The organism is Polynucleobacter sp. AP-Latsch-80-C2 (genome assembly GCF_018882185.1).
Lineage (GTDB): Bacteria > Pseudomonadota > Gammaproteobacteria > Burkholderiales > Burkholderiaceae > Polynucleobacter.
Map to the genome: position 1 here is coordinate 1 of NZ_JACVOY010000016.1, position 18,003 is coordinate 18,003.

Here is an 18,003-nt window from a genome sequence, read left to right on the forward strand (position 1 = left end):
GTTTGGCTAAGGTGTTGATAGGTCATGGCTACTTTGACTTGCAGGTCTAGAAGCTTTGGATACTAAAACATCCTTAGCCTCCTTAACTAGTTGTTCAAAGTTGCACTTCGTAGTTGAATCCACCAAAGTTAATTAGGAGCAATAGATCAGAATCTATCCCCAAACACTCCAGTTTTTTGATGGCGGAGAAGGCTCATTCCATTTGATTGGGTAATGCAGTACTTTGCCTGGAGTTAAACGACTCCAAATCGCAGCCGTTAGGGCGAGGATTGAAACTCCCATCAAGACAACAAGAGCCAGATGGCTAAAACCTGCATGTGCATGAATCATAATGAGGGGGTTTGCCCCTGCGGGGGGATGAACAGTTTGAGTTAACAAGAGCAGTGCTAGAGTAATTAGCTCTGCTAGTAAGTAAACCCATAAAGCATCATTAAATAATTGATAACAAGCAATTCCGATAAAGGCGCTAATCAAGTGCCCGCCAAATAAGGCTCTTGGTTGTGCTGCTGGAGCGCCTGTTAAGCCGAATAGAAATATAGTTGATCCACCAAGTGAAGCAAGCATTAAAGGGGATTCACTTGCCCTGGTAAAAAAAAGAGCCAATCCAAGGGCGACACTCGCTCCGATGGAAATCCATAGCAACCGGACGATCATTTTTAGCATTGGTCTAGATTACTCCAGCCATAGAGGATATGACGTTGGCCTGTCTCATGATCGAGGTCGGACAAGTAATTTTTCCTGAGAGGATATTCTCCGTTACTAACGCCGTAGATTTAGCATCAATATCAGTAAAAGGATTGAATTCGAGATACTTCTCTTCGGCGCTTGTCTTCCCTTCATTATTTGCAAATAAGAAATGCATTTCTGGAAGTCTCTGAAGGGAAGCAGTGGGCTCACCCTCACTACCCCTCATCAGAATGGCGTTAGCACGGCGAAACTGAAAGTATTCTTTGAGTTTCTCTGGATATTCTGGATGAGTGTAATTAGAGATCTGCCAAGCACCTTGACCAACTGGATTAATTAGCTTTGCCAGTACATGGCCTGTATTACGTAAGCCAATCTGCTCTCTCATGTCTAACAACCTTTTGAGATCCGGTGAGATGACTCCGAGGGGGCAAAAGATCGGTTGCTTATTCTGCAGGAGGGCCCCAAACTCATTGGGGGATTTAAGGATCGGCCAGCCCAAGACTTGAAAAATTTCATAGCTAGTAACTCTTGTCTGATCTTTTTCTATCCCCTGAACAATGACAGTAAAGCCTAGATCTGATAGCAAGCCAGCGAGCAGGGGGGTTAGATTAGCCTGCTTACGGGCACCGTTATAACTTGGCAAAACAATACAGGGATGAGTACCCGCATTTAACACTTGAATCCTAGGTTGTAGCGCATCCATAAAACCCATTAATTCAGAGACCGACTCTCCCTTAATGCGCATAGCAATACAAAAGGCACCCAGCTCTAGATCACTTACTGTGCCAGATAAAATTTGGCTAAATACTGCTTGAGCTTGCTGACGATCTAGGTCACCAGATCCTTTGCTGCCTCGACCAATAATTTTTAAGAAAGATGTAATACTCATTACAAGATTATGCTGCTACTTCCGTTTTCAGAAAATTTGCAATGATTTGTTTGACTTCAGGCTTGCACGATCCGCAATTAGTGCCGCATTGAGTCTGCTCTTGTAAGGTGGATAGCGCCTCATCTGGTGTGGTCCCAGGGGGCATTTTGGCTAATGATTGCCTCATAAGATCAGAGGAAATATTGAAACAGTTGCAAATGGCCTTGCCTTTAGATTTAATTTCTACTGGAGGTTTGCTAACGGGCATTAAGAGAGACCAACCAAGAGCTTTGGCATCTAGACCACTTTCTAAATACTCTCTAAGCCAAGCTGTACTTGCCAAACTTTCTGCTGGACCCGTTAGCATTGCGGATAAAACTTTATCTGCGATCCGCACAAGTCGTACGACGCCTCTGCGCTTATCGGTATAGCGCATGACAGACTCTTTGGAGGCCTCATCTAATTTGAACGCTTTCATTACTTCTTGTAATGCCAGGATTGCGATGGATCCTGCCTCTTCCTTTGGATCCTCATGATGGGCTGCTTTAAATGAAACCCCGATCAAGTCACCATCTTGCTCTCTGCCAAATAAGACGCATTGAGCTGAATCAAAATGCGGTAGATGCTTGCGTAAGCCATTCTGTATAGAAAATGCCTCTTCTTTAGGAAATAGTCCAAAAGTAACGAGCTGCCAAGGCAGGTTTGCGGGCAAAATTTTGACGGCTGCATGCTTTAGTTCTGGTTGACCGGATGTAGGGTCAATTACATTGCATGTAAGACCATTTACGCCACGACCTGGCGTTTTTCCAGCAGATCCTGAGATAAATTCAGAGCCCCAATGCATTGCTATGAAGGCTTGAGATGACGCAATGTCTTCGGATACCTTAACTGGGAAGATCTCACTTCCTCTGCGACTGGTGACGTGGACTAAATCACCGTTAGACAAACTCATTCGACCAGCATCTTTTGGGGAAAGCTCAACGCAAGGCTCAGGTGCATGACCATATAGCGTTGCAATGCTTCCCGTTCTACTCATTCCATGCCATTGATCTCTAAGGCGACCGGTATTTAATGCAAAGGGGTAGCGTGCATCTACTGATTCAGCAGTCGCCTTATAGGGGGCGGCGATAAAGTGGGCCTTCTTATCTTTGGTGGGGAAGATGCTGTTTTCATAAAGCCTTTTTTTACCAAAGTAGTCACCTTTGGTCATCGGCCACTGTTGTGGACCACGCTCCTCGAGGATTTGATAGCTAAGGCCAGTGATGTCTAAATCTCGGCCGGCCGTACTATCTCGATGTTCATTCCAGATATCTTCAGGACTGTTATATGGAAAGAGTGTGGCAACTCCTTCTTTGCGATTGCCGGGTAGTAGTTTTTCCAGGGCACGTGCAATCTCTAGTGCAATTTCCCAATCATGCTTAGCGAACTCATAGGGATCAATTGCAGGATTTACTTTTGAGATCCTACGTTCAGAATTGGTTACTGTTCCCACCTTTTCAGCCCATGTAGTGGCTGGTAGCAGTACATCAGCATAAAGTGTGGTTGCGGTATGGGCATAAGCTTCCTGCACAACAACAAACTCTGCTTTATTGAGGCCCTCATGAACTGTATTGAGGTCTGGCATGGATTGGGCTGGATTTGTGCAAACAATCCAAATGGCTTTTAACTTACCGGTGCGCAATGCTTCAAACATGGGTATTGCGCTAAGGCCCGGTTTCTCAGGTACGGAATGAATACCCCATAAATTAGCGACTTCTGCACGATGCTCCGGATTTGTAAGGTCGCGATGGGCTGACAATAAATTGGCTAAGCCGCCAACTTCTCTGCCGCCCATTGCGTTAGGTTGACCCGTAAGGGAAAAAGGCCCTGCCCCTGCTTTACCAATGTGGCCGGTAGCAAGATGTAAATTCACTAAGGCAGCATTTTTAGCGGTACCTGATGCTGATTGATTGAGGCCTTGGCAATACAGCGAAAGTGTTGCTGGTGAAGTGGCAAATAACCTGGCTGCTTCGTATAGATCTTTCTCGGGAATGCCGCAAATTTGACTAACCGATTTTGGTATGAAATCTCTTACCAAGTCTCTGAGGGCCTCAAAGCCATCCGTATAAGACTTGATATAGGATTCATCGATCCACTTCTCCCAGAGCATGATGTAAAGCATGCCGTGATAAAGCGCGACATCGGTGCCAGGTTGAATTTGTAGATAAAGATCGGCTTCCTTGGCCGTATCCGTTCTTCTAGGGTCTACAACAATCACCTTAAGATCGGGATTTTTCTTGCGGGCATCCTCAAGTCGTCTGTAGAGAATGGGGTGCGCAAAAGCGGTATTTGAACCTGTAATAAAAATTGTAGAAGCGCAATCAATATCTTCATAAGAGCATGGCGGTGCATCCATGCCCAGGGTTTGTTTATAACCAGCAACTGCACTTGACATGCAAAGACGAGAATTGGTATCAATATTATTGGCACCAATGAGTCCCTTCATGAGCTTATTAAATACGTAATAATCTTCAGTCAGCAGTTGCCCTGAGACGTATATTCCGACAGATTCTGGACCATGCTCTAGGATGATGTCTGCAAATTTCTTAGCAACAGTATTAATTGCTTCTGGCCAAGAAATATTAATTGGCTCTTCGCCTCTGACTTTCCTAATTGCTGGCGACCCAAGGCGCGCTTGCAGTTGAAGGCTAGGATTTGCGGTGAGGTGAAGGGTAGATCCTTTACTGCAGAGTCTGCCAAAGTTCGCAGGATGCTCGGGATCGCCGCGGACACCAGTGACTTCTAATTTTCCATTGCTGGAGACGGTAGTTTCAATAATGACACCACAGCCAACACCACAGTAGCAACAGGTACTTTTAACTTCAGCCATGACTGGTGTCTAGTTCCTGACGGTTTAGCCAAACTACACCAGACTCCACTTTAACTTCGAAGGATTTTGCACAGCCTTCATCCGGCGCGATGGCACAACCCGTACTTAAGTCAATATTCCAGGAGTGTAAAGGGCAAGTGACAGTTTTGCCAAAAACAATCCCTTGAGAAAGGGGGCCGCCTTTGTGAGGGCATTTATCTAAAACAGCAAAAACTTCATCTTCTGAGTTTCTAAATATGGCAATTTGGCCTGCAGGAGCATGAATGATGCGAGAGCCCAATACAGGTATCTCATCTACGGAAGTTACTTTTTGCCAGATTTGATTTGTTGATGTATTAGACATTCCCTACCTCGACAATTGGAATAGTTTTAAATTGACGAATATCTACACCGGCTCGTTCGAAATCTTTCCAAGGGTCTGGAGCATCCTTAAGATCAAAGAGTAATCTTTCATAAAGCGCCTTACGACTCTCTGCATCTTCCACAACTTTTTGCTTAATGTATTCCATTCCAACACGTGCTAAATAGTGAACGGTGCGGTCTAGATACCAAGCCTCTTCCCGGTATAACTGAAGGAAGGCGCCCGAATATTCTCGAACCTCTTCATCTGTTTTGACTTTGCAGAGAAACTCAGCAACTTCAGTCTTAATACCGCCGTTGCCGCCAATATATAGCTCCCAGCCTGACTCAACACCAATAATGCCCACATCCTTTATGCCTGCTTCAGCGCAATTTCTAGGGCAGCCAGAGACTGCTAGTTTTACTTTGTGGGGGGCATACATTCCAAAAAGCATTCGCTCAAGATCAACCCCCATTTTCATTGACGATTGCGTACCAAAGCGGCAATGCTCATCTCCAACACAGGTTTTTACCGTTCGGATTGATTTTCCATAGGCATGTCCAGAGGGCATATCCAGCTCTTTCCAAACGGCTGGTAAATCATCCTTCTTGATGCCGAGTAAATCGATGCGTTGGCCGCCAGTTACTTTAACTGTTGGTACTTGATACTTTTCAGCAACATCGGCAATTCTGCGGAGTTCAGAAGGAGTGGTTAACCCACCAAACATGCGTGGAATGACCGAATAAGTGCCATCTTTTTGAATATTGGCATGAGCACGCTCATTAATAAAGCGAGACTGCGGATCATCTTTTGCTTCATGCGGCCAAGTGGAAATCAAATAATAATTGAGGGCAGGGCGACAAGTTGCACAGCCATTTGGCGTCCTCCAGCCCAACTCACTGCGTACTTGCTCTTGAGAGATTAAATGACCAGAGCGAATAGCTTGACGGATCTCATCATGAGAGAGGTCAGAGCACCCGCAAATCGATTTCTTTCTTGGGGTAGCTGAGTAATCTGTACCTAATACATTCATTAATACTTGTTCGACTAGGCCTGTACATGAGCCACATGAGCTACTTGCCTTAGTGCACTTTTTAACTTCATCTAAAGTAAAGAGGCCTTGCTCACGAATAGCTTTAACAATCGCGCCTTTGGATACACCATTGCATCCGCAAACCTCGTCTGCATCTGTCATGCCGGCAACTTTATTATGCCCTTGGTGGCCCACATCACCGATATTGGATTCTCCAAACATCAATGTGTCTCGTATCTCGGCAACACTCTGGGCATCGCGCATTAACTTGAAATACCAGGTGCTATCAGCAGTATCTCCAAACATACAAGCGCCAATGAGGCGATCGTCTTTAAGAACCAATTTTTTGTAGACGCCACCAATGGGATCGGCAAGCGTAATTTCTTCTGTACCCTCACCACCCATGAAGTTACCGGCTGAGAAAAGATCGACACCGGTTACTTTGAGTTTCGTTGATGTGACAGATCCTTCGTAACGACCAATACCATGCTCAGCAAGATGATTTGCACATACCTTAGCTTGTTCGAATAATGGCGCAACTAATCCATAGGCTGTTCCACGATGGCTGGCACATTCCCCTACGGCATAGACTCTTGGATCGAAAGTTTGTAAGGTATCGTTCACAACAATACCGCGTTGACAATGCAGACCAGCAGATTCTGCTAGTGCTGTGTTAGGTTTAATGCCTGCCGCCATTACCACTAAATCTGCCGGTATTTCTAATCCACCTTTAAAGCGGATATAACCAACTCGGTCACCTACTGCATTAGGAATGAGTGCTTCAGTAGAAGTTTGGAGTAAAAATTTTAAGCCCTTTGCTTCAAGAGATTTTTGTAATAAGTCAGCTGCAGTTTTATCAAGCTGCCTTTCCATGAGCCACTCTGATAAATGAACAATAGTGACGCTCATGCCTCTGAGAGCCAGTCCATTTGCCGCCTCAAGGCCCAGTAATCCGCCACCAATCACTACTGCATTTTTATATCGAGTAGCTACATCAATCATTTCGTTGGTATCTTTGATGTCTCGATATGCAATTACACCAGGTAAATCATTGCCCGGTATGGGCAAGATGAAGGGTAGGGAGCCTGTCGCTAGAAGTAAACGGTCATAACTAACAACCGTGCCGTCATCGGAAGTAACTGTTCTCTCTTTGCGATCAATCTTAGTAATTTTTTTGCCAAGATGTAAATGAATGCCGTTACTCTGATACCAATCCAGATCATTGAGAACAATTTGCTCAAGCGTTTGCTCTCCAGCAAGGACTGGAGAGAGCAGAATACGGTTGTAGTTGGGATGTGGTTCAGCACCAAAGATGGTGATGTCGTAAAGCTCTGGATCTAGCTTTAATAGTTCTTCGATGGTCCGAACGCCAGCCATCCCATTGCCAATCATGACGAGTTTTTGTTTTTTCATGCTTTGATCTTGAAGCTATCTGCGTAAGCTGCGGGGTTGGTGCCATTCCATACGACGCCATCAAATAATTTGCTGGAGCGCATATCGCCTTTCGGTAATGGTGTTTTTGAGGCAGTAGCTGCATCCTTATAGATAGCGATATTGTTTACTTTTTTTGCTACCGCTAAATAATCAGGATGCTCTTTCAATAAACCCCAACGCTTATGTTGTGTCATAAACCACATACCATCAGAAAGATAAGGGAAAGTGGCCAAGCCATCGTTATAAAACTTCATTGCATGGGGATCATCCCAAGTCTTACCAATACCATTGTTGTAGCGACCCATCATGCGATCCTGAATCACACTCACATCGGTATTGACAAAAGAAGGTGCTGAGACAACCTCGGCAGTAGCATGCTTGTTTGAAGTGGATGCATCAATATATTTTCCTGCCTCAAGAATCGCTGTAGTTACTGCGCGACAGGTATTAGGATATTTCTTGGCAAAGTCAGAAGTGGTTCCTAATGCCTTTTCTGGGTGGTCTTGCCAAATGGCTTGAGTGGTTATAGCCGTAAAGCCTATGCCATCAATGATGGCACGTGCATTCCATGGCTCACCAACACAGTAGCCATCCATATTGCCGCTGCGCATATTAGCAACCATTTGAGGTGGGGGAACGGTAATAATTTTTGCGTCTTTGAATGGATTGATGCCGTAATTTGCAAGCCAGTAATACAGCCACATTGCGTGTGTGCCAGTAGGGAATGTTTGCGCAAAGGTATAGTCACGTTTTTCTTTATCCATGACTGCTTTTAGGCTTGCACCATCCGTAACGCCTTTTTGGTAAAGTGCTTTAGATAAAGTAATTGCTTGGCCGTTATTGTTCAGTGACATCAAAAGAGACATATCTTTTTGCTGCCCACCAATGCCCATTTGCAAGCCATACATCAAGCCGTAAAGAATATGAGACATATCATTTTCACCATTAACTAGTTTGTCGCGAATGGCTGCCCAAGAGGCTTCTTTAGTGGGGATGATTTTGACGCCGTATTTTTTATCTAAGCCAAGGTGGTTGGCCATCACTACTGATGAGCAGTCTGTCAAAGCAATAAAGCTCACCTTGACGTCAGTTTTCTCGGGGGCATCAGAGCCTGCAGCCCAGGCGCCCGCTTTCACCATGGGATCAATTAAAGACAAAATACTGGCTGAGCCAATACTTTGAATCAGTTTTCGGCGGGTGGGATTGGCATCTGCAGCGCTGGAGGTAATGACTTCGGTTGTTGCAATGCTAGATGTAGTTTTTTCTTCCATGCTCAGCTCCTTTGATCGATAACTAACGATAAGGAACTTCTCAGTAAAGAAATTTTAGTAAAGCTCAACATTGGTGCACCATATAAATGCATGTGCATTTTTGGTTCACGTATGAAATTTAGGGCTATTGCCTACTGTTACAAATGATGCATGGAATTCAACGCAGAAAGACCGATCAAATCATCAATGCCCCTGCAGGTATCGGCCGGGGTGTACCTCATTGGTGCTGGGCCTGGAGCGGCTGATCTGATTACGGTTCGTGGTGCGCGAATATTGTCAACAGCTGATATTGTTTTTTATGACGCGCTAATCGATATTTCTATGTTGGAGTGGTGTGTGGGCACCAAGTTGGTGCCAGTAGGCAAGAGATGCGGTTCTCATTCTAGCTCTCAGCACTTTATTAATAAGCAATTGGTAGATGCAGCTAGTAAATATTCGATAGTGGTTCGCCTCAAAGGGGGTGACCCTTTAATCTTTGGTCGCGCACAAGAAGAAATCGATGCTTTGGAGCAGGCGGGAGTTCATTTCGAGGTTGTTCCAGGTATTACTACGGCTTTAGCAGCATCGGCACAATTAAAGCAGCCACCTACCACGCGAGAATTAAGTCGCACACTTACCTTAACAACTTTACCTAGTCGCTGTGCACATCTAGATCATAAAACCGCCATCTACTATATGGCCCGCGATCAATTGGCGGAAATCGCAAGCACCCTAATTGCTGAGGGTTATGCGGAAAATACTCCGGTCTGTTTAATGGAGTCAGTCAGTCTACCTACCGAACGTAGCTTTGCCTGCACATTAAATGAATTGTGTCTTGGCGATGTCCATCACCATTTTTTGGATAGGCAGCCCGTATTAGTCATGGTCGGAGAAGTCTATAGAAAAAAACTTCAGACCCTAAGGCCCTTAATAGAGTCACCAATCAATTTCAATGTATTGCAAGAAGCATCTTAATTTATTAGGAGATAGAAATGAATTCATACCGTCCATTTGATCCAGATAGACCTCTTTTTAGCAGTCGCTGCAGTTGTGGTCGTCATGCTTCCGATGCTGATCATGCACTCGACTTATCGGCCAAGATTGACGAAGAGCAAATGAATGCAGACTTCGTAGAGGCAAGTTTAGTAAAGGCATTATTTCCTCAAGAGGATCGTAGACGTGCATTTTTGAAAGCGGTTGGCGCTGGAGGGGCAATGAGCGCCTTATCAGGATTTCTGCCGGTAGGATCACTGCAGGCAATGGCTCAAGAGAAGGCCCCACTAGAAAAGCCCGACCTAAAGATTGGCTTTATTGCCATTACTTGCGCCACGCCACTAATCATGGCTGACCCATTGGGTTTTTATAAAAAGCAAGGTCTGAATGTCACTTTAAATAAGACTGCTGGTTGGGCATTGATTCGCGACAAGATGCTTAATAAGGAACATGACGCATCTCATTTTTTATCGCCGATGCCTATCTCAATGTCTATGGGCTTAGGGTCCGATCCTACTCAAATGCGTGTAGCCACCATTCAAAACGTGAATGGTCAGGCAATCACCTTGGCAAACAAGCATAAAGATAATCGTGATCCTAAAAATTGGAAGGGTATGAAGTTTGCGGTTCCGTTTGAATACTCAATGCATAACTTCTTATTGCGCTACTATGTCGCGCAAGCGGGTTTAGATCCTGATAGAGATATTCAAATTCGGGTTACTCCTCCGCCGGAAATGGTTGCAAACTTGCGCGCTGGCAATATTGATGGCTTCCTTGGGCCGGATCCATTTAATCAGCGTGCTGTTTACGACGAAGTGGGTTTTATTCACATTCTTACAAAACAAATTTGGGACGGACATCCATGTTGTGCGTTTGGAACTTCTGAAGAGTTCATTAAAAAGAATCCGAACACCTTTGCCGCCCTTTATCGTGCTGTGTTAAATGCCTCTACGATGGCACGCGACCCTGCTAACAGGCCCTTAATTGCAAAAGTCATTTCTCCAGCAAATTATTTAAATCAACCAGAAACAGTGGTCATGCAAGTGCTTACCGGTAAGTTTGCTGATGGCTTAGGCAATGTTCAAAACGTCCCTGATCGTATCGATTTCAATCCAATTCCATGGTATTCCATGGCCACTTGGATGCTGACGCAGATGCAGCGCTGGGGTTATGTAAAAGGTGATGTTAACTATAAGGATATTTCTGAAAAGGTTTTCCTGCTGACTGATGCCAAAAAATACATGGGTGAAACAGGTATCGCCATACCCCCTTTAGCTAAGGCGGGCTACAAAAAAGACAAGATTATGGGTAAGGAGTTTGATCCTAGTCAGCCCGTTGCCTATCTAAAGTCATTTCCAACCAATAAAGCATGAATCTAAGGCAAATGAATGAAAACGTTATCTATTAAGGTCAAAGGGGCAATTCTGTCAATTGCAATTTTGTTGATGTGCTTATTTATATGGCATTTAGCAACAACACAAAAAGCCGCACCTTCGCAAGCTACATCGACAAACTCTAGCGAGTACAACAGTCTTATGGGGCAGGGTGGAGGTGAGGCTGTGCAAAAAACTGGATTTCCTACATTGACTCAGATGGGGCAAACTATCTATAAGCAGCTTTCACACCCTTTTTATGACAATGGCCCAAACGATAAGGGTATCGGTATTCAGTTGGCATATTCCTTGGCCCGCGTTGGCTTAGGATTCTTGTTGGCCATGTTGGTGGCGATTCCATTTGGATTTTGGATAGGAATGTCGCCGTTGGCTTATGAAGCCTTTAATCCATTTATTCAAATTTTGAAGCCAATTTCACCCCTAGCCTGGATGCCGATTGCGCTTTACACGATCAAAGACTCATCAATTTCTGGAATCTTTGTGATCTTTATTTGCTCTGTTTGGCCAATGCTTCTCAACACTGCCTTTGGGGTGGCAAATGTACGTAAAGAACTTTTAAACGTTGCAAAGACTTTAGAGGTGTCGCCATTACGCAAAGCTTTCTTAGTCATCCTTCCCGCCGCCGCTCCTACGATCCTTACTGGTATGCGGATCTCAATGGGTATTGCTTGGTTGGTAATTGTTGCTGCTGAAATGTTGGTAGGTGGAACAGGTATTGGTTACTTCTTGTGGAATGAGTGGAATAACTTATCTCTTTCAAGTGTTATTTTTGCAATTCTTTTAATTGGTATTGTTGGAATGTTGCTTGATGCCGCATTCGGTAAGTTACAAAAGGCGGTTTCGTATGCAGATTGAAAATACTTTTCTTAAGGTTGAAAACCTGAGCAAGTCCTACAAGGCTGATGCTCCACCAGTTTTCGAAGGAATTAATTTTGAAATTGACAAGGGTGAGTTTGTTTGTATTATTGGCCACTCTGGATGCGGTAAAACTACAATTCTGAACGTTCTTGCAGGACTTGAGGCAGCGACAGGTGGTGATGCCATCATGCTTGGAAAGCGAATTCAGGGCCCTGGATTAGAACGTGGTGTTGTTTTTCAAGGTCACGCCTTAATGCCGTGGATGACTGTATTACAAAACGTCGCCTTTGCTGTTAAATCAAAATATCCCGATTGGTCTAAGGCAAAAATTGCTGAGCATGCCAAAAAATACTTAGCTATGGTTGGCTTACAACATGCTGAAAATAAAAGACCATCGGAATTATCTGGTGGCATGAAGCAACGTGTTGGTATTGCCAGGGCTTTTGCTATTGAGCCAAAGATGTTGTTATTAGATGAGCCTTTTGGTGCACTAGATGCATTAACACGTGGCGTGATTCAAGATGAGTTACTAAAAATTTGTAGTGAAACACATCAAACTGTTTTCATGATTACCCATGACGTAGACGAAGCTATATTGCTCTCAGATAAAATTATGTTGATGAGCAATGGCCCCAATGCGCGCATAGCAGAAATTGTCATTAATACATTGCCCAAAGGAAGAAAACGTGCAAATTTGCATCATGATGCAATGTACTATCCTATGCGTAATCATTTAGTGGATTTTCTTGTCAATCGATCCAAAGATTTGCAGACCAAGGGTGCTAATGGCGAGTTAAATGGATTCAAGCCGCTAATAGTGCTTCCTGGCATTGATCCAGCGACCAATTAAAAATTAAATAAACTAAATTATCCCAAGGAGAGAAAGATGGACCGTTCAGTAGTTACACAAAAAATTATCGAAGCTAAAGTGCGCAAAGGCATGAAGTGGAGTGATATTGCCAAATCAATCGGCGAATCAAAAGAATGGGTTACCGCCGGCTGTTTAGGCCAAATGACTTTTACTAAGGCGCAAGCAGAAGCTGCAGGTAAGTTATTTGATTTGACCGATGAAGAGATGGCTTGGTTGCAAATTGTTCCTTATAAGGGCTCATTGCCAACAGCCGTCCCAACTGACCCATTAATCTATCGCTGGTATGAGATTGTGAGCGTTTATGGAACAACGATTAAAGAGTTAATTCATGAAGAGTTTGGTGATGGCATTATGAGCGCCATTGATTTCTCAATGGATATTCAGCGTGAACCAGATCCCAAAGGGGACCGCGTTCAGGTGGTGCTCTCAGGAAAATACTTGTCATATAAGACTTATTGAGTCTTTTAAGTCAAAACAAAAGCCACCCTCGGGTGGCTTTTTTATTAATCTAAGCTGATTTTGGCATCCTTGGCTACCTTGCCCCAACGGGACCATTCGGATTCAATCAGGGTATTGGCTTGCGCTGGAGTTCCTGGGGCTGGATTGATTCCACCTTTGATTAAGCTGGCACGTGTTGCCTCACTATTAATCACTTTATTCAGGCTTTGGTTTAGCGTTTGAATCACTGCTGCAGGCGTATTCTTGGGTGCTACGAGTATTTGCCAGCCGCTAATTACTACGGGAACGCCTTGCTCTGAAAGAGTTGGAATGGAGTCTGCTGATGGAATCCGTTTCTCAGTGCTAATACCCAATATTTTGATTCGGCCGCCACTAGCTTGTGGAAGTGCTACCGATAGAGGAACCATCATGGCATCCACATCTCCCGATGCTACTGCGGTAATCGCTGGCGCTGCCCCTTGAAAAGGAACATGCACTAAATCAATTCCGCTAGTTTGCTTGAGCTTCTCAAATGCGATCTGTGAGGTACTTCCAATACCCCAAGAGGAGTAATTTAATTTTCCGGAACGCGCTTTTGCATACTCAATAAATTCTGCAACATTATTGATTGGCAACTTTGGGTTGATCACTAATGCAAACGGAAAACTCCCCACCAAACCGACTGCTGAGAAATCCTTAAGCGCATCGTAATTTACTTTTTTGTATACATGTGGATTGATTGCTAATCCCTCTGCACCCGCTAGAAGTAGGGTGTAACCATCAGCTGGTGCTTTGGCAACATAGTCAGTGCCAATCATTGTATTGGCGCCAGGTTTGTTTTCCACGATGATCGATTGACCCAATTGCTCTGTTAATCCTTGGGCAATCGTGCGTGCAGAGATATCCACATTACCGCCAGCTGTAAAAGGTACGATCAGGCGAATGGAGTGATCTGGAAAAGGTGCCGCATGACTTGATGCAATGCTTACAGCTAGAGATAGAAATGCGAATGTCAATTTCAATAATTTCATGATGAATTCCTTAGTGATATTTTCCGGCCAATAAGGAGCCATATCCCTGAATATTAGATTTAATGCCCGCTATGCGTAGTGAGTTCCACATCGTTGCAGCAATGCTAGAGATAATCGGTTTACCTAAGCTGGCTTCCGCTTTCTCTAGGGCATCAATTGTGGGCATGCCAACGCCACTGACAAATATGGCATCCGCTCCTGCGGCATCAACTTGCTTCATGAGTTGTCCAGCTCTTTCGGGGGTCTCGTCATAAATATTCTTGACGCCGGGTAAGTTGCCAAAGCTGACGATATTAAAACCGTATTGCTCCAGCAGATTTTTGCAGCGCAAGGTGTTTTGCTCGCTGTAAGGGGTTCCAAAGGCAATATTGTTAACCCCAATTTGTCTTAATGCCGTTACGACACTACCAAAAGCAGTAATGAAGGGAACATCAAATTCTTTCTGAAGGCGATCCACTAGCTTTGCCTCACCATCTTTGCCTAAGGTATAGCTATTGGCGGTATGAGCCATTGCTACAACGCTGGGTTTCACCAATTTCATGAGCGCAAGATTTTCATCCAGATGATCAATTTGGGATTGATTGCGTTCATCTTGTCCTAACAAGCTACCAGTTTCACCAAAGGCCACCATTCTGGTGAAGTGGACTGAAAATTCAGGGCGTGCCATCTTAATGACTTCGCCCTCAGTGTTGGGGTTTCCAGGGGGGATTAAAAATCCAAGGCGTGCAATGTTTTGCATTAATGCTATCTCCAATATATTTTTTTTAAGCTACTTTAGCAGTATTTGAACGTGCTTATGCCTAAGGCTTAAGGGGAACTACTTAAATACGCTTGATAGCATCTGCAGTAGAGTGGCCTTACAACAAAAAAGGAGACAAAAATGCGTAGCTTAAAAACTTATAAAGTATTGATCGCCAGTTTGATTGGAGCAGGTTGTATATCGACCTCAAACATAGCGCTAGCTCAGGTTGGATTTCCACCACCGCCACCTAAAGTGAGTCCTGCAGCAGGCGTTATTGATATGCACGTTCATCCAGACCCAGACGTCTTTGGCCGTGCCTTGACGGATTATGAGTTAGCCACGATTGCTAGACGCAAGGGTATGCGCGGAATTGTGATTAAGAACCACGTGGTCACCACCAATGACCGCGCTGCACTAGTGATGCAGCAGGTTCCTGGTATTGAAGTATGGGGTGGCATTGTTCTGAATAAATCTGTGGGCGGAGTAAACCCTTCAGCAGTTGAGTGGATGCACCGCATGTCTGGAGGGCGTGGCAAGGTAGTTTGGTTGCCAACATTTGACTCTGACAAGCACGTTAAGACACTGGTTGATAAGAATCAGTCTGGAATCGTAGTTGCTACAAATGGTCAGGTGACTCCAGAGTTAGAGGCAGTATTAAAAATTATTGCTCGGGAAGATTTGATATTAGCGACGGGTCATATTTCTGCTGATGAGGTAGTGACAGTAGTCAAACGCGCTAAGGAATTAGGCGTGAAGAATATTTTGATTACTCATGGTTTGACCAATATTCCAGGCTTAACCTTTGAGCAAGCAAAGCAAGTGACTGACATGGGTGCCATGATCGAAATTTGTTACTTACAGTTTATGACTGGCCCAACAGCCCAATACAAGTGGATGACGCATTGGGAGAAGGTTGATGCTGATGTAGTGGCTAGAGCTGTAAAAGAAATCGGTGCCGATCATTTAGTGCTCTCAACGGATTTAGGTCAGCAGGGCATGATGACTCCACCGGATGGAGTTGAGAATGAGATTGCAGCCGTTAAAGCCGCTGGAGTTTCTCAATCAGACATCGATAAGATGATGAAAAAGAATCCTGCAAAGCTATTGGGCTTGAAGGATTAAGCATAGCGACCCCCGGATACATGTCTGGGCATAAGCAACCCCGTCAGAAATGGCGGGGTTTTTTATTGGACTGCTTTGTCAAATAATTCGTGCTAAGATAATTCTTGTACTTGAATTATCTTTCATATATGTGAATTATGGGAATTAAGACAGCAGACCGAACTCTAGATTTGATTGAGCTATATGCCCACGAGCAATGCGCCTTAACGCTGTCTCAGATTTCAGACAAATTAGGGGTTCCGCCATCCTCTACGCATGGGCTGGTGCAGACGATGCTCGAACGAGGTTATCTCTATGAGCTCAGTAGGCGTGAGGGGTATTACCCAACCAAAAAATTAGAGCGCTCTACAAAACTTATTTCCGATGGCGATTTTGTTTGGCGTGGCATTACTCCATATCTACAGCGTTTAAGTAGCGAGATCGCTGAAACAGTTTTGCTTGCCAAACGACAAGGTAATAAAGTGATTTATCTTGAGGTCGCTGAGTGCACCCAAAGCGTTCGCTTCTCACCTTTAGTCGGAGAGACGAAATCCTTGCATTGCAGCGCTACAGGCAAGGCCTTATTAGGCGCCCTAAATGAGCATGATTTAGATAAAGAATTATCGAAGCTGAAATTAGATTCAAGAACAAATGAAACGATCACCGATATTCATGAGCTCAAGACTGAGATATTGAATCAGAAAAAGCAGGGTTGGTATCAGGTGATTGGTGAGAATATTCCAGACCTGATGTCTATTGCAATTCCCTTTCGCCTTAATGATGAGATCTATGTCTTGGGGGCAGGTGGTCCGATTAATCGGTTTAAACCATTAATTAAAGAGCATGCGGATGCAATGTTGGCAACCCAACAACAATTGCTAAAAAGCTTTTGAGCGTAATTCAAGTCAATTTTAGGAAACACATTCATGCTTGCCACCTTAACTTATGAAGAATTGCCAGATCATGCAATTCAGTTACGTGAAAAAGTACGCCAATTCATTAAGGAGCATCTAAAAGATGTTCCCCCTAGTGTTCGGGCTAGATCTTGGATGGGGTTTGATGAAGTATTCAGCAAGGAGATGGCCAAAGCCGGATGGGTTGGTTTAACGCTACCCAAGGAATACGGTGGAGCAGGCTTAGATCCCTATACACGGTTTGTCATTGTTGAGGAAATGCTTTCTCAAGGCGCTCCAGTTGCAGCTCATTGGATTGCTGATAGGCAAAGTGGACCGCTGATTAATCGCTTTGGTTCTGATGCTCAGAAAGAGTTTTACCTTCCTAAGATATGTAAGGCAGAAGTCTTCTTTTGTATTGGTATGAGTGAACCTCAGTCCGGTTCTGATTTGGCTAGTATTAAAACTAAAGCCGTGAAGAATTCAGAAGGTTGGTTGCTTAACGGACAAAAGGTATGGACTACTAATGCACATCAATCAAAATACATGATTGCATTAGTGAGGACTTCTGGTACTTCAGAAGACAGAAATAAAGGCCTGTCGCAATTAATAGTAGACCTTACCGCGCCAGGTGTCACCGTGAGGCAGATACGAGATCTCACAGGCGATGCGCATTTCAATGAAGTCTTCTTTGAAAAAGTACAGTTAAGTGATGATGCTTTGATTGGACATGAGGGCGCTGGATGGGAGCAGGTGAATGCGGAATTAGCATTCGAAAGAAGCGGTCCAGAAAGAATTTATTCAAGTATTGTTTTATTGGATACATGGCTTGCTTATTTACGAACACTGCCCGTTGAGAAAATCAATAACTCGACCGTACGTTTGATAGGGAAAATTATTGCTCAATTAGCCAACTTGAGAGCAATGTCAATTGCAACTACAGCGCAGTTGGCAGAGGGTAAGAGCCCTATCTTAGAAGCAGCCTTATTTAAAGATATGGGCACTCTATTTGAACAGGAGCTAATTCAGTGGATATCAGATGCCATTGGATCCGAGGAGGCTCTTGGCATAGACGATGACTTATTGAGAACCTTGGTCTATACCTTGCAAGTAGCACCGACTTATTCACTGCGCGGCGGCACACGCGAAATCCTACGAGGCATGATTGCCCGTGGTCTTGGGCTACGCTAAAAATATCACT

Annotated in this window: 16 protein-coding genes; 8 read left to right on the plus strand and 8 right to left on the minus strand. The window is 44.3% G+C overall.

Translation table 11 applies throughout. The features are described 5' to 3' along the window. Window positions 1-153 precede the first annotated feature (153 nt). From ICN47_RS12035 to ICN47_RS12060, 6 genes are all read right to left on the minus strand, one after another. Window positions 154-564 carry an HPP family protein gene (locus ICN47_RS12035; protein WP_255539013.1) on the minus strand — a complete coding sequence of 137 codons (411 nt, stop codon included), beginning with the start codon at window positions 562-564 and terminating at the stop codon, window positions 154-156. Between the two features lie 103 nt (window positions 565-667). Further along, a complete protein-coding gene (gene ybiB / locus ICN47_RS12040) occupies window positions 668-1,576 on the minus strand; it encodes a DNA-binding protein YbiB (protein WP_216220166.1) in 909 nt (302 codons plus the stop codon). Between the two features lie 7 nt (window positions 1,577-1,583). Beyond that, window positions 1,584-4,424: a nitrate reductase gene (locus ICN47_RS12045; protein WP_216220167.1), complete on the minus strand. Its 2,841-nt coding sequence runs from the start codon at window positions 4,422-4,424 to the stop codon at window positions 1,584-1,586. Beyond that, window positions 4,417-4,767: a nitrite reductase small subunit NirD gene (gene nirD, locus ICN47_RS12050; protein WP_216220168.1), complete on the minus strand. Its 351-nt coding sequence runs from the start codon at window positions 4,765-4,767 to the stop codon at window positions 4,417-4,419. The genes ICN47_RS12045 and nirD overlap by 8 nt, the downstream gene beginning before the upstream one ends. Further along, window positions 4,760-7,210 carry a nitrite reductase large subunit NirB gene (gene nirB / locus ICN47_RS12055; protein WP_216220169.1) on the minus strand — a complete coding sequence of 817 codons (2,451 nt, stop codon included), beginning with the start codon at window positions 7,208-7,210 and terminating at the stop codon, window positions 4,760-4,762. Before nirB ends, nirD begins: the two co-directional genes overlap by 8 nt. Next, window positions 7,207-8,502 (minus strand): CmpA/NrtA family ABC transporter substrate-binding protein, encoded by a 1,296-nt coding sequence (locus ICN47_RS12060; protein ID WP_255539014.1) that lies wholly within the window; start codon window positions 8,500-8,502, stop codon window positions 7,207-7,209. The genes nirB and ICN47_RS12060 overlap by 4 nt, the downstream gene beginning before the upstream one ends. 150 nt (window positions 8,503-8,652) lie before the next feature. On the opposite strand from ICN47_RS12060, the gene cobA reads away from it, so the two are divergent. From cobA to cynS, 5 genes are read left to right on the plus strand one after another with little or no spacing between them, the layout of a single operon-like run. Then, window positions 8,653-9,456 (plus strand): uroporphyrinogen-III C-methyltransferase, encoded by an 804-nt coding sequence (gene cobA / locus ICN47_RS12065; protein WP_255539015.1) that lies wholly within the window; start codon window positions 8,653-8,655, stop codon window positions 9,454-9,456. A gap of 17 nt (window positions 9,457-9,473) precedes the next feature. Then, window positions 9,474-10,847: a CmpA/NrtA family ABC transporter substrate-binding protein gene (locus ICN47_RS12070; protein WP_216220170.1), complete on the plus strand. Its 1,374-nt coding sequence runs from the start codon at window positions 9,474-9,476 to the stop codon at window positions 10,845-10,847. 15 nt (window positions 10,848-10,862) lie between these two features. Next, window positions 10,863-11,723: a nitrate ABC transporter permease gene (gene ntrB / locus ICN47_RS12075; protein WP_216220171.1), complete on the plus strand. Its 861-nt coding sequence runs from the start codon at window positions 10,863-10,865 to the stop codon at window positions 11,721-11,723. Then, on the plus strand, window positions 11,713-12,576 hold the full coding sequence (locus ICN47_RS12080) for an ABC transporter ATP-binding protein (RefSeq protein ID WP_216220172.1): 864 nt from the start codon (window positions 11,713-11,715) through the stop codon (window positions 12,574-12,576). The genes ntrB and ICN47_RS12080 overlap by 11 nt, the downstream gene beginning before the upstream one ends. Before the next feature lie 36 nt (window positions 12,577-12,612). After that, window positions 12,613-13,056 carry a cyanase gene (cynS, locus tag ICN47_RS12085; RefSeq protein WP_216220173.1) on the plus strand — a complete coding sequence of 148 codons (444 nt, stop codon included), beginning with the start codon at window positions 12,613-12,615 and terminating at the stop codon, window positions 13,054-13,056. Window positions 13,057-13,100: 44 nt separating this feature from the next. Here cynS and ICN47_RS12090 read toward each other — a convergent pair whose 3' ends face one another. Next, on the minus strand, window positions 13,101-14,066 hold the full coding sequence (locus ICN47_RS12090; protein WP_216220174.1) for a tripartite tricarboxylate transporter substrate binding protein: 966 nt from the start codon (window positions 14,064-14,066) through the stop codon (window positions 13,101-13,103). 10 nt (window positions 14,067-14,076) lie between these two features. After that, a complete protein-coding gene (locus ICN47_RS12095; protein ID WP_216220175.1) occupies window positions 14,077-14,805 on the minus strand; it encodes a hypothetical protein in 729 nt (242 codons plus the stop codon). 141 nt (window positions 14,806-14,946) lie between these two features. On the opposite strand from ICN47_RS12095, the gene ICN47_RS12100 reads away from it, so the two are divergent. The 3 genes from ICN47_RS12100 to ICN47_RS12110 all read left to right on the plus strand — a co-directional run bounded on the left by ICN47_RS12100 (window position 14,947) and on the right by ICN47_RS12110 (window position 17,993). Beyond that, window positions 14,947-15,930, plus strand: coding sequence for a DUF6282 family protein (locus ICN47_RS12100; protein ID WP_216220176.1), 984 nt, complete (start codon window positions 14,947-14,949; stop codon window positions 15,928-15,930). A gap of 137 nt (window positions 15,931-16,067) precedes the next feature. After that, entirely contained in the window at window positions 16,068-16,802 is a 735-nt protein-coding gene (locus ICN47_RS12105) for an IclR family transcriptional regulator (RefSeq protein WP_216220177.1), read from the plus strand. A gap of 33 nt (window positions 16,803-16,835) precedes the next feature. After that, complete coding sequence (locus tag ICN47_RS12110) at window positions 16,836-17,993, plus strand: acyl-CoA dehydrogenase family protein (protein WP_216220178.1); 1,158 nt, start codon at window positions 16,836-16,838, stop codon at window positions 17,991-17,993. Window positions 17,994-18,003 lie beyond the last annotated feature (10 nt).

Coding starts and splice junctions, on each gene's coding strand:
- ICN47_RS12035 (WP_255539013.1), bottom strand. CDS start 564: ATGCTTGCTTCACTTGGTGGATCAACTATATTTCTATTCGGCTTAACA.
- ybiB (WP_216220166.1), bottom strand. CDS start 1,576: ATGAGTATTACATCTTTCTTAAAAATTATTGGTCGAGGCAGCAAAGGA.
- ICN47_RS12045 (WP_216220167.1), bottom strand. CDS start 4,424: ATGGCTGAAGTTAAAAGTACCTGTTGCTACTGTGGTGTTGGCTGTGGT.
- nirD (WP_216220168.1), bottom strand. CDS start 4,767: ATGTCTAATACATCAACAAATCAAATCTGGCAAAAAGTAACTTCCGTA.
- nirB (WP_216220169.1), bottom strand. CDS start 7,210: ATGAAAAAACAAAAACTCGTCATGATTGGCAATGGGATGGCTGGCGTT.
- ICN47_RS12060 (WP_255539014.1), bottom strand. CDS start 8,502: ATGGAAGAAAAAACTACATCTAGCATTGCAACAACCGAAGTCATTACC.
- cobA (WP_255539015.1), top strand. CDS start 8,653: ATGGAATTCAACGCAGAAAGACCGATCAAATCATCAATGCCCCTGCAG.
- ICN47_RS12070 (WP_216220170.1), top strand. CDS start 9,474: ATGAATTCATACCGTCCATTTGATCCAGATAGACCTCTTTTTAGCAGT.
- ntrB (WP_216220171.1), top strand. CDS start 10,863: ATGAAAACGTTATCTATTAAGGTCAAAGGGGCAATTCTGTCAATTGCA.
- ICN47_RS12080 (WP_216220172.1), top strand. CDS start 11,713: ATGCAGATTGAAAATACTTTTCTTAAGGTTGAAAACCTGAGCAAGTCC.
- cynS (WP_216220173.1), top strand. CDS start 12,613: ATGGACCGTTCAGTAGTTACACAAAAAATTATCGAAGCTAAAGTGCGC.
- ICN47_RS12090 (WP_216220174.1), bottom strand. CDS start 14,066: ATGAAATTATTGAAATTGACATTCGCATTTCTATCTCTAGCTGTAAGC.
- ICN47_RS12095 (WP_216220175.1), bottom strand. CDS start 14,805: ATGCAAAACATTGCACGCCTTGGATTTTTAATCCCCCCTGGAAACCCC.
- ICN47_RS12100 (WP_216220176.1), top strand. CDS start 14,947: ATGCGTAGCTTAAAAACTTATAAAGTATTGATCGCCAGTTTGATTGGA.
- ICN47_RS12105 (WP_216220177.1), top strand. CDS start 16,068: ATGGGAATTAAGACAGCAGACCGAACTCTAGATTTGATTGAGCTATAT.
- ICN47_RS12110 (WP_216220178.1), top strand. CDS start 16,836: ATGCTTGCCACCTTAACTTATGAAGAATTGCCAGATCATGCAATTCAG.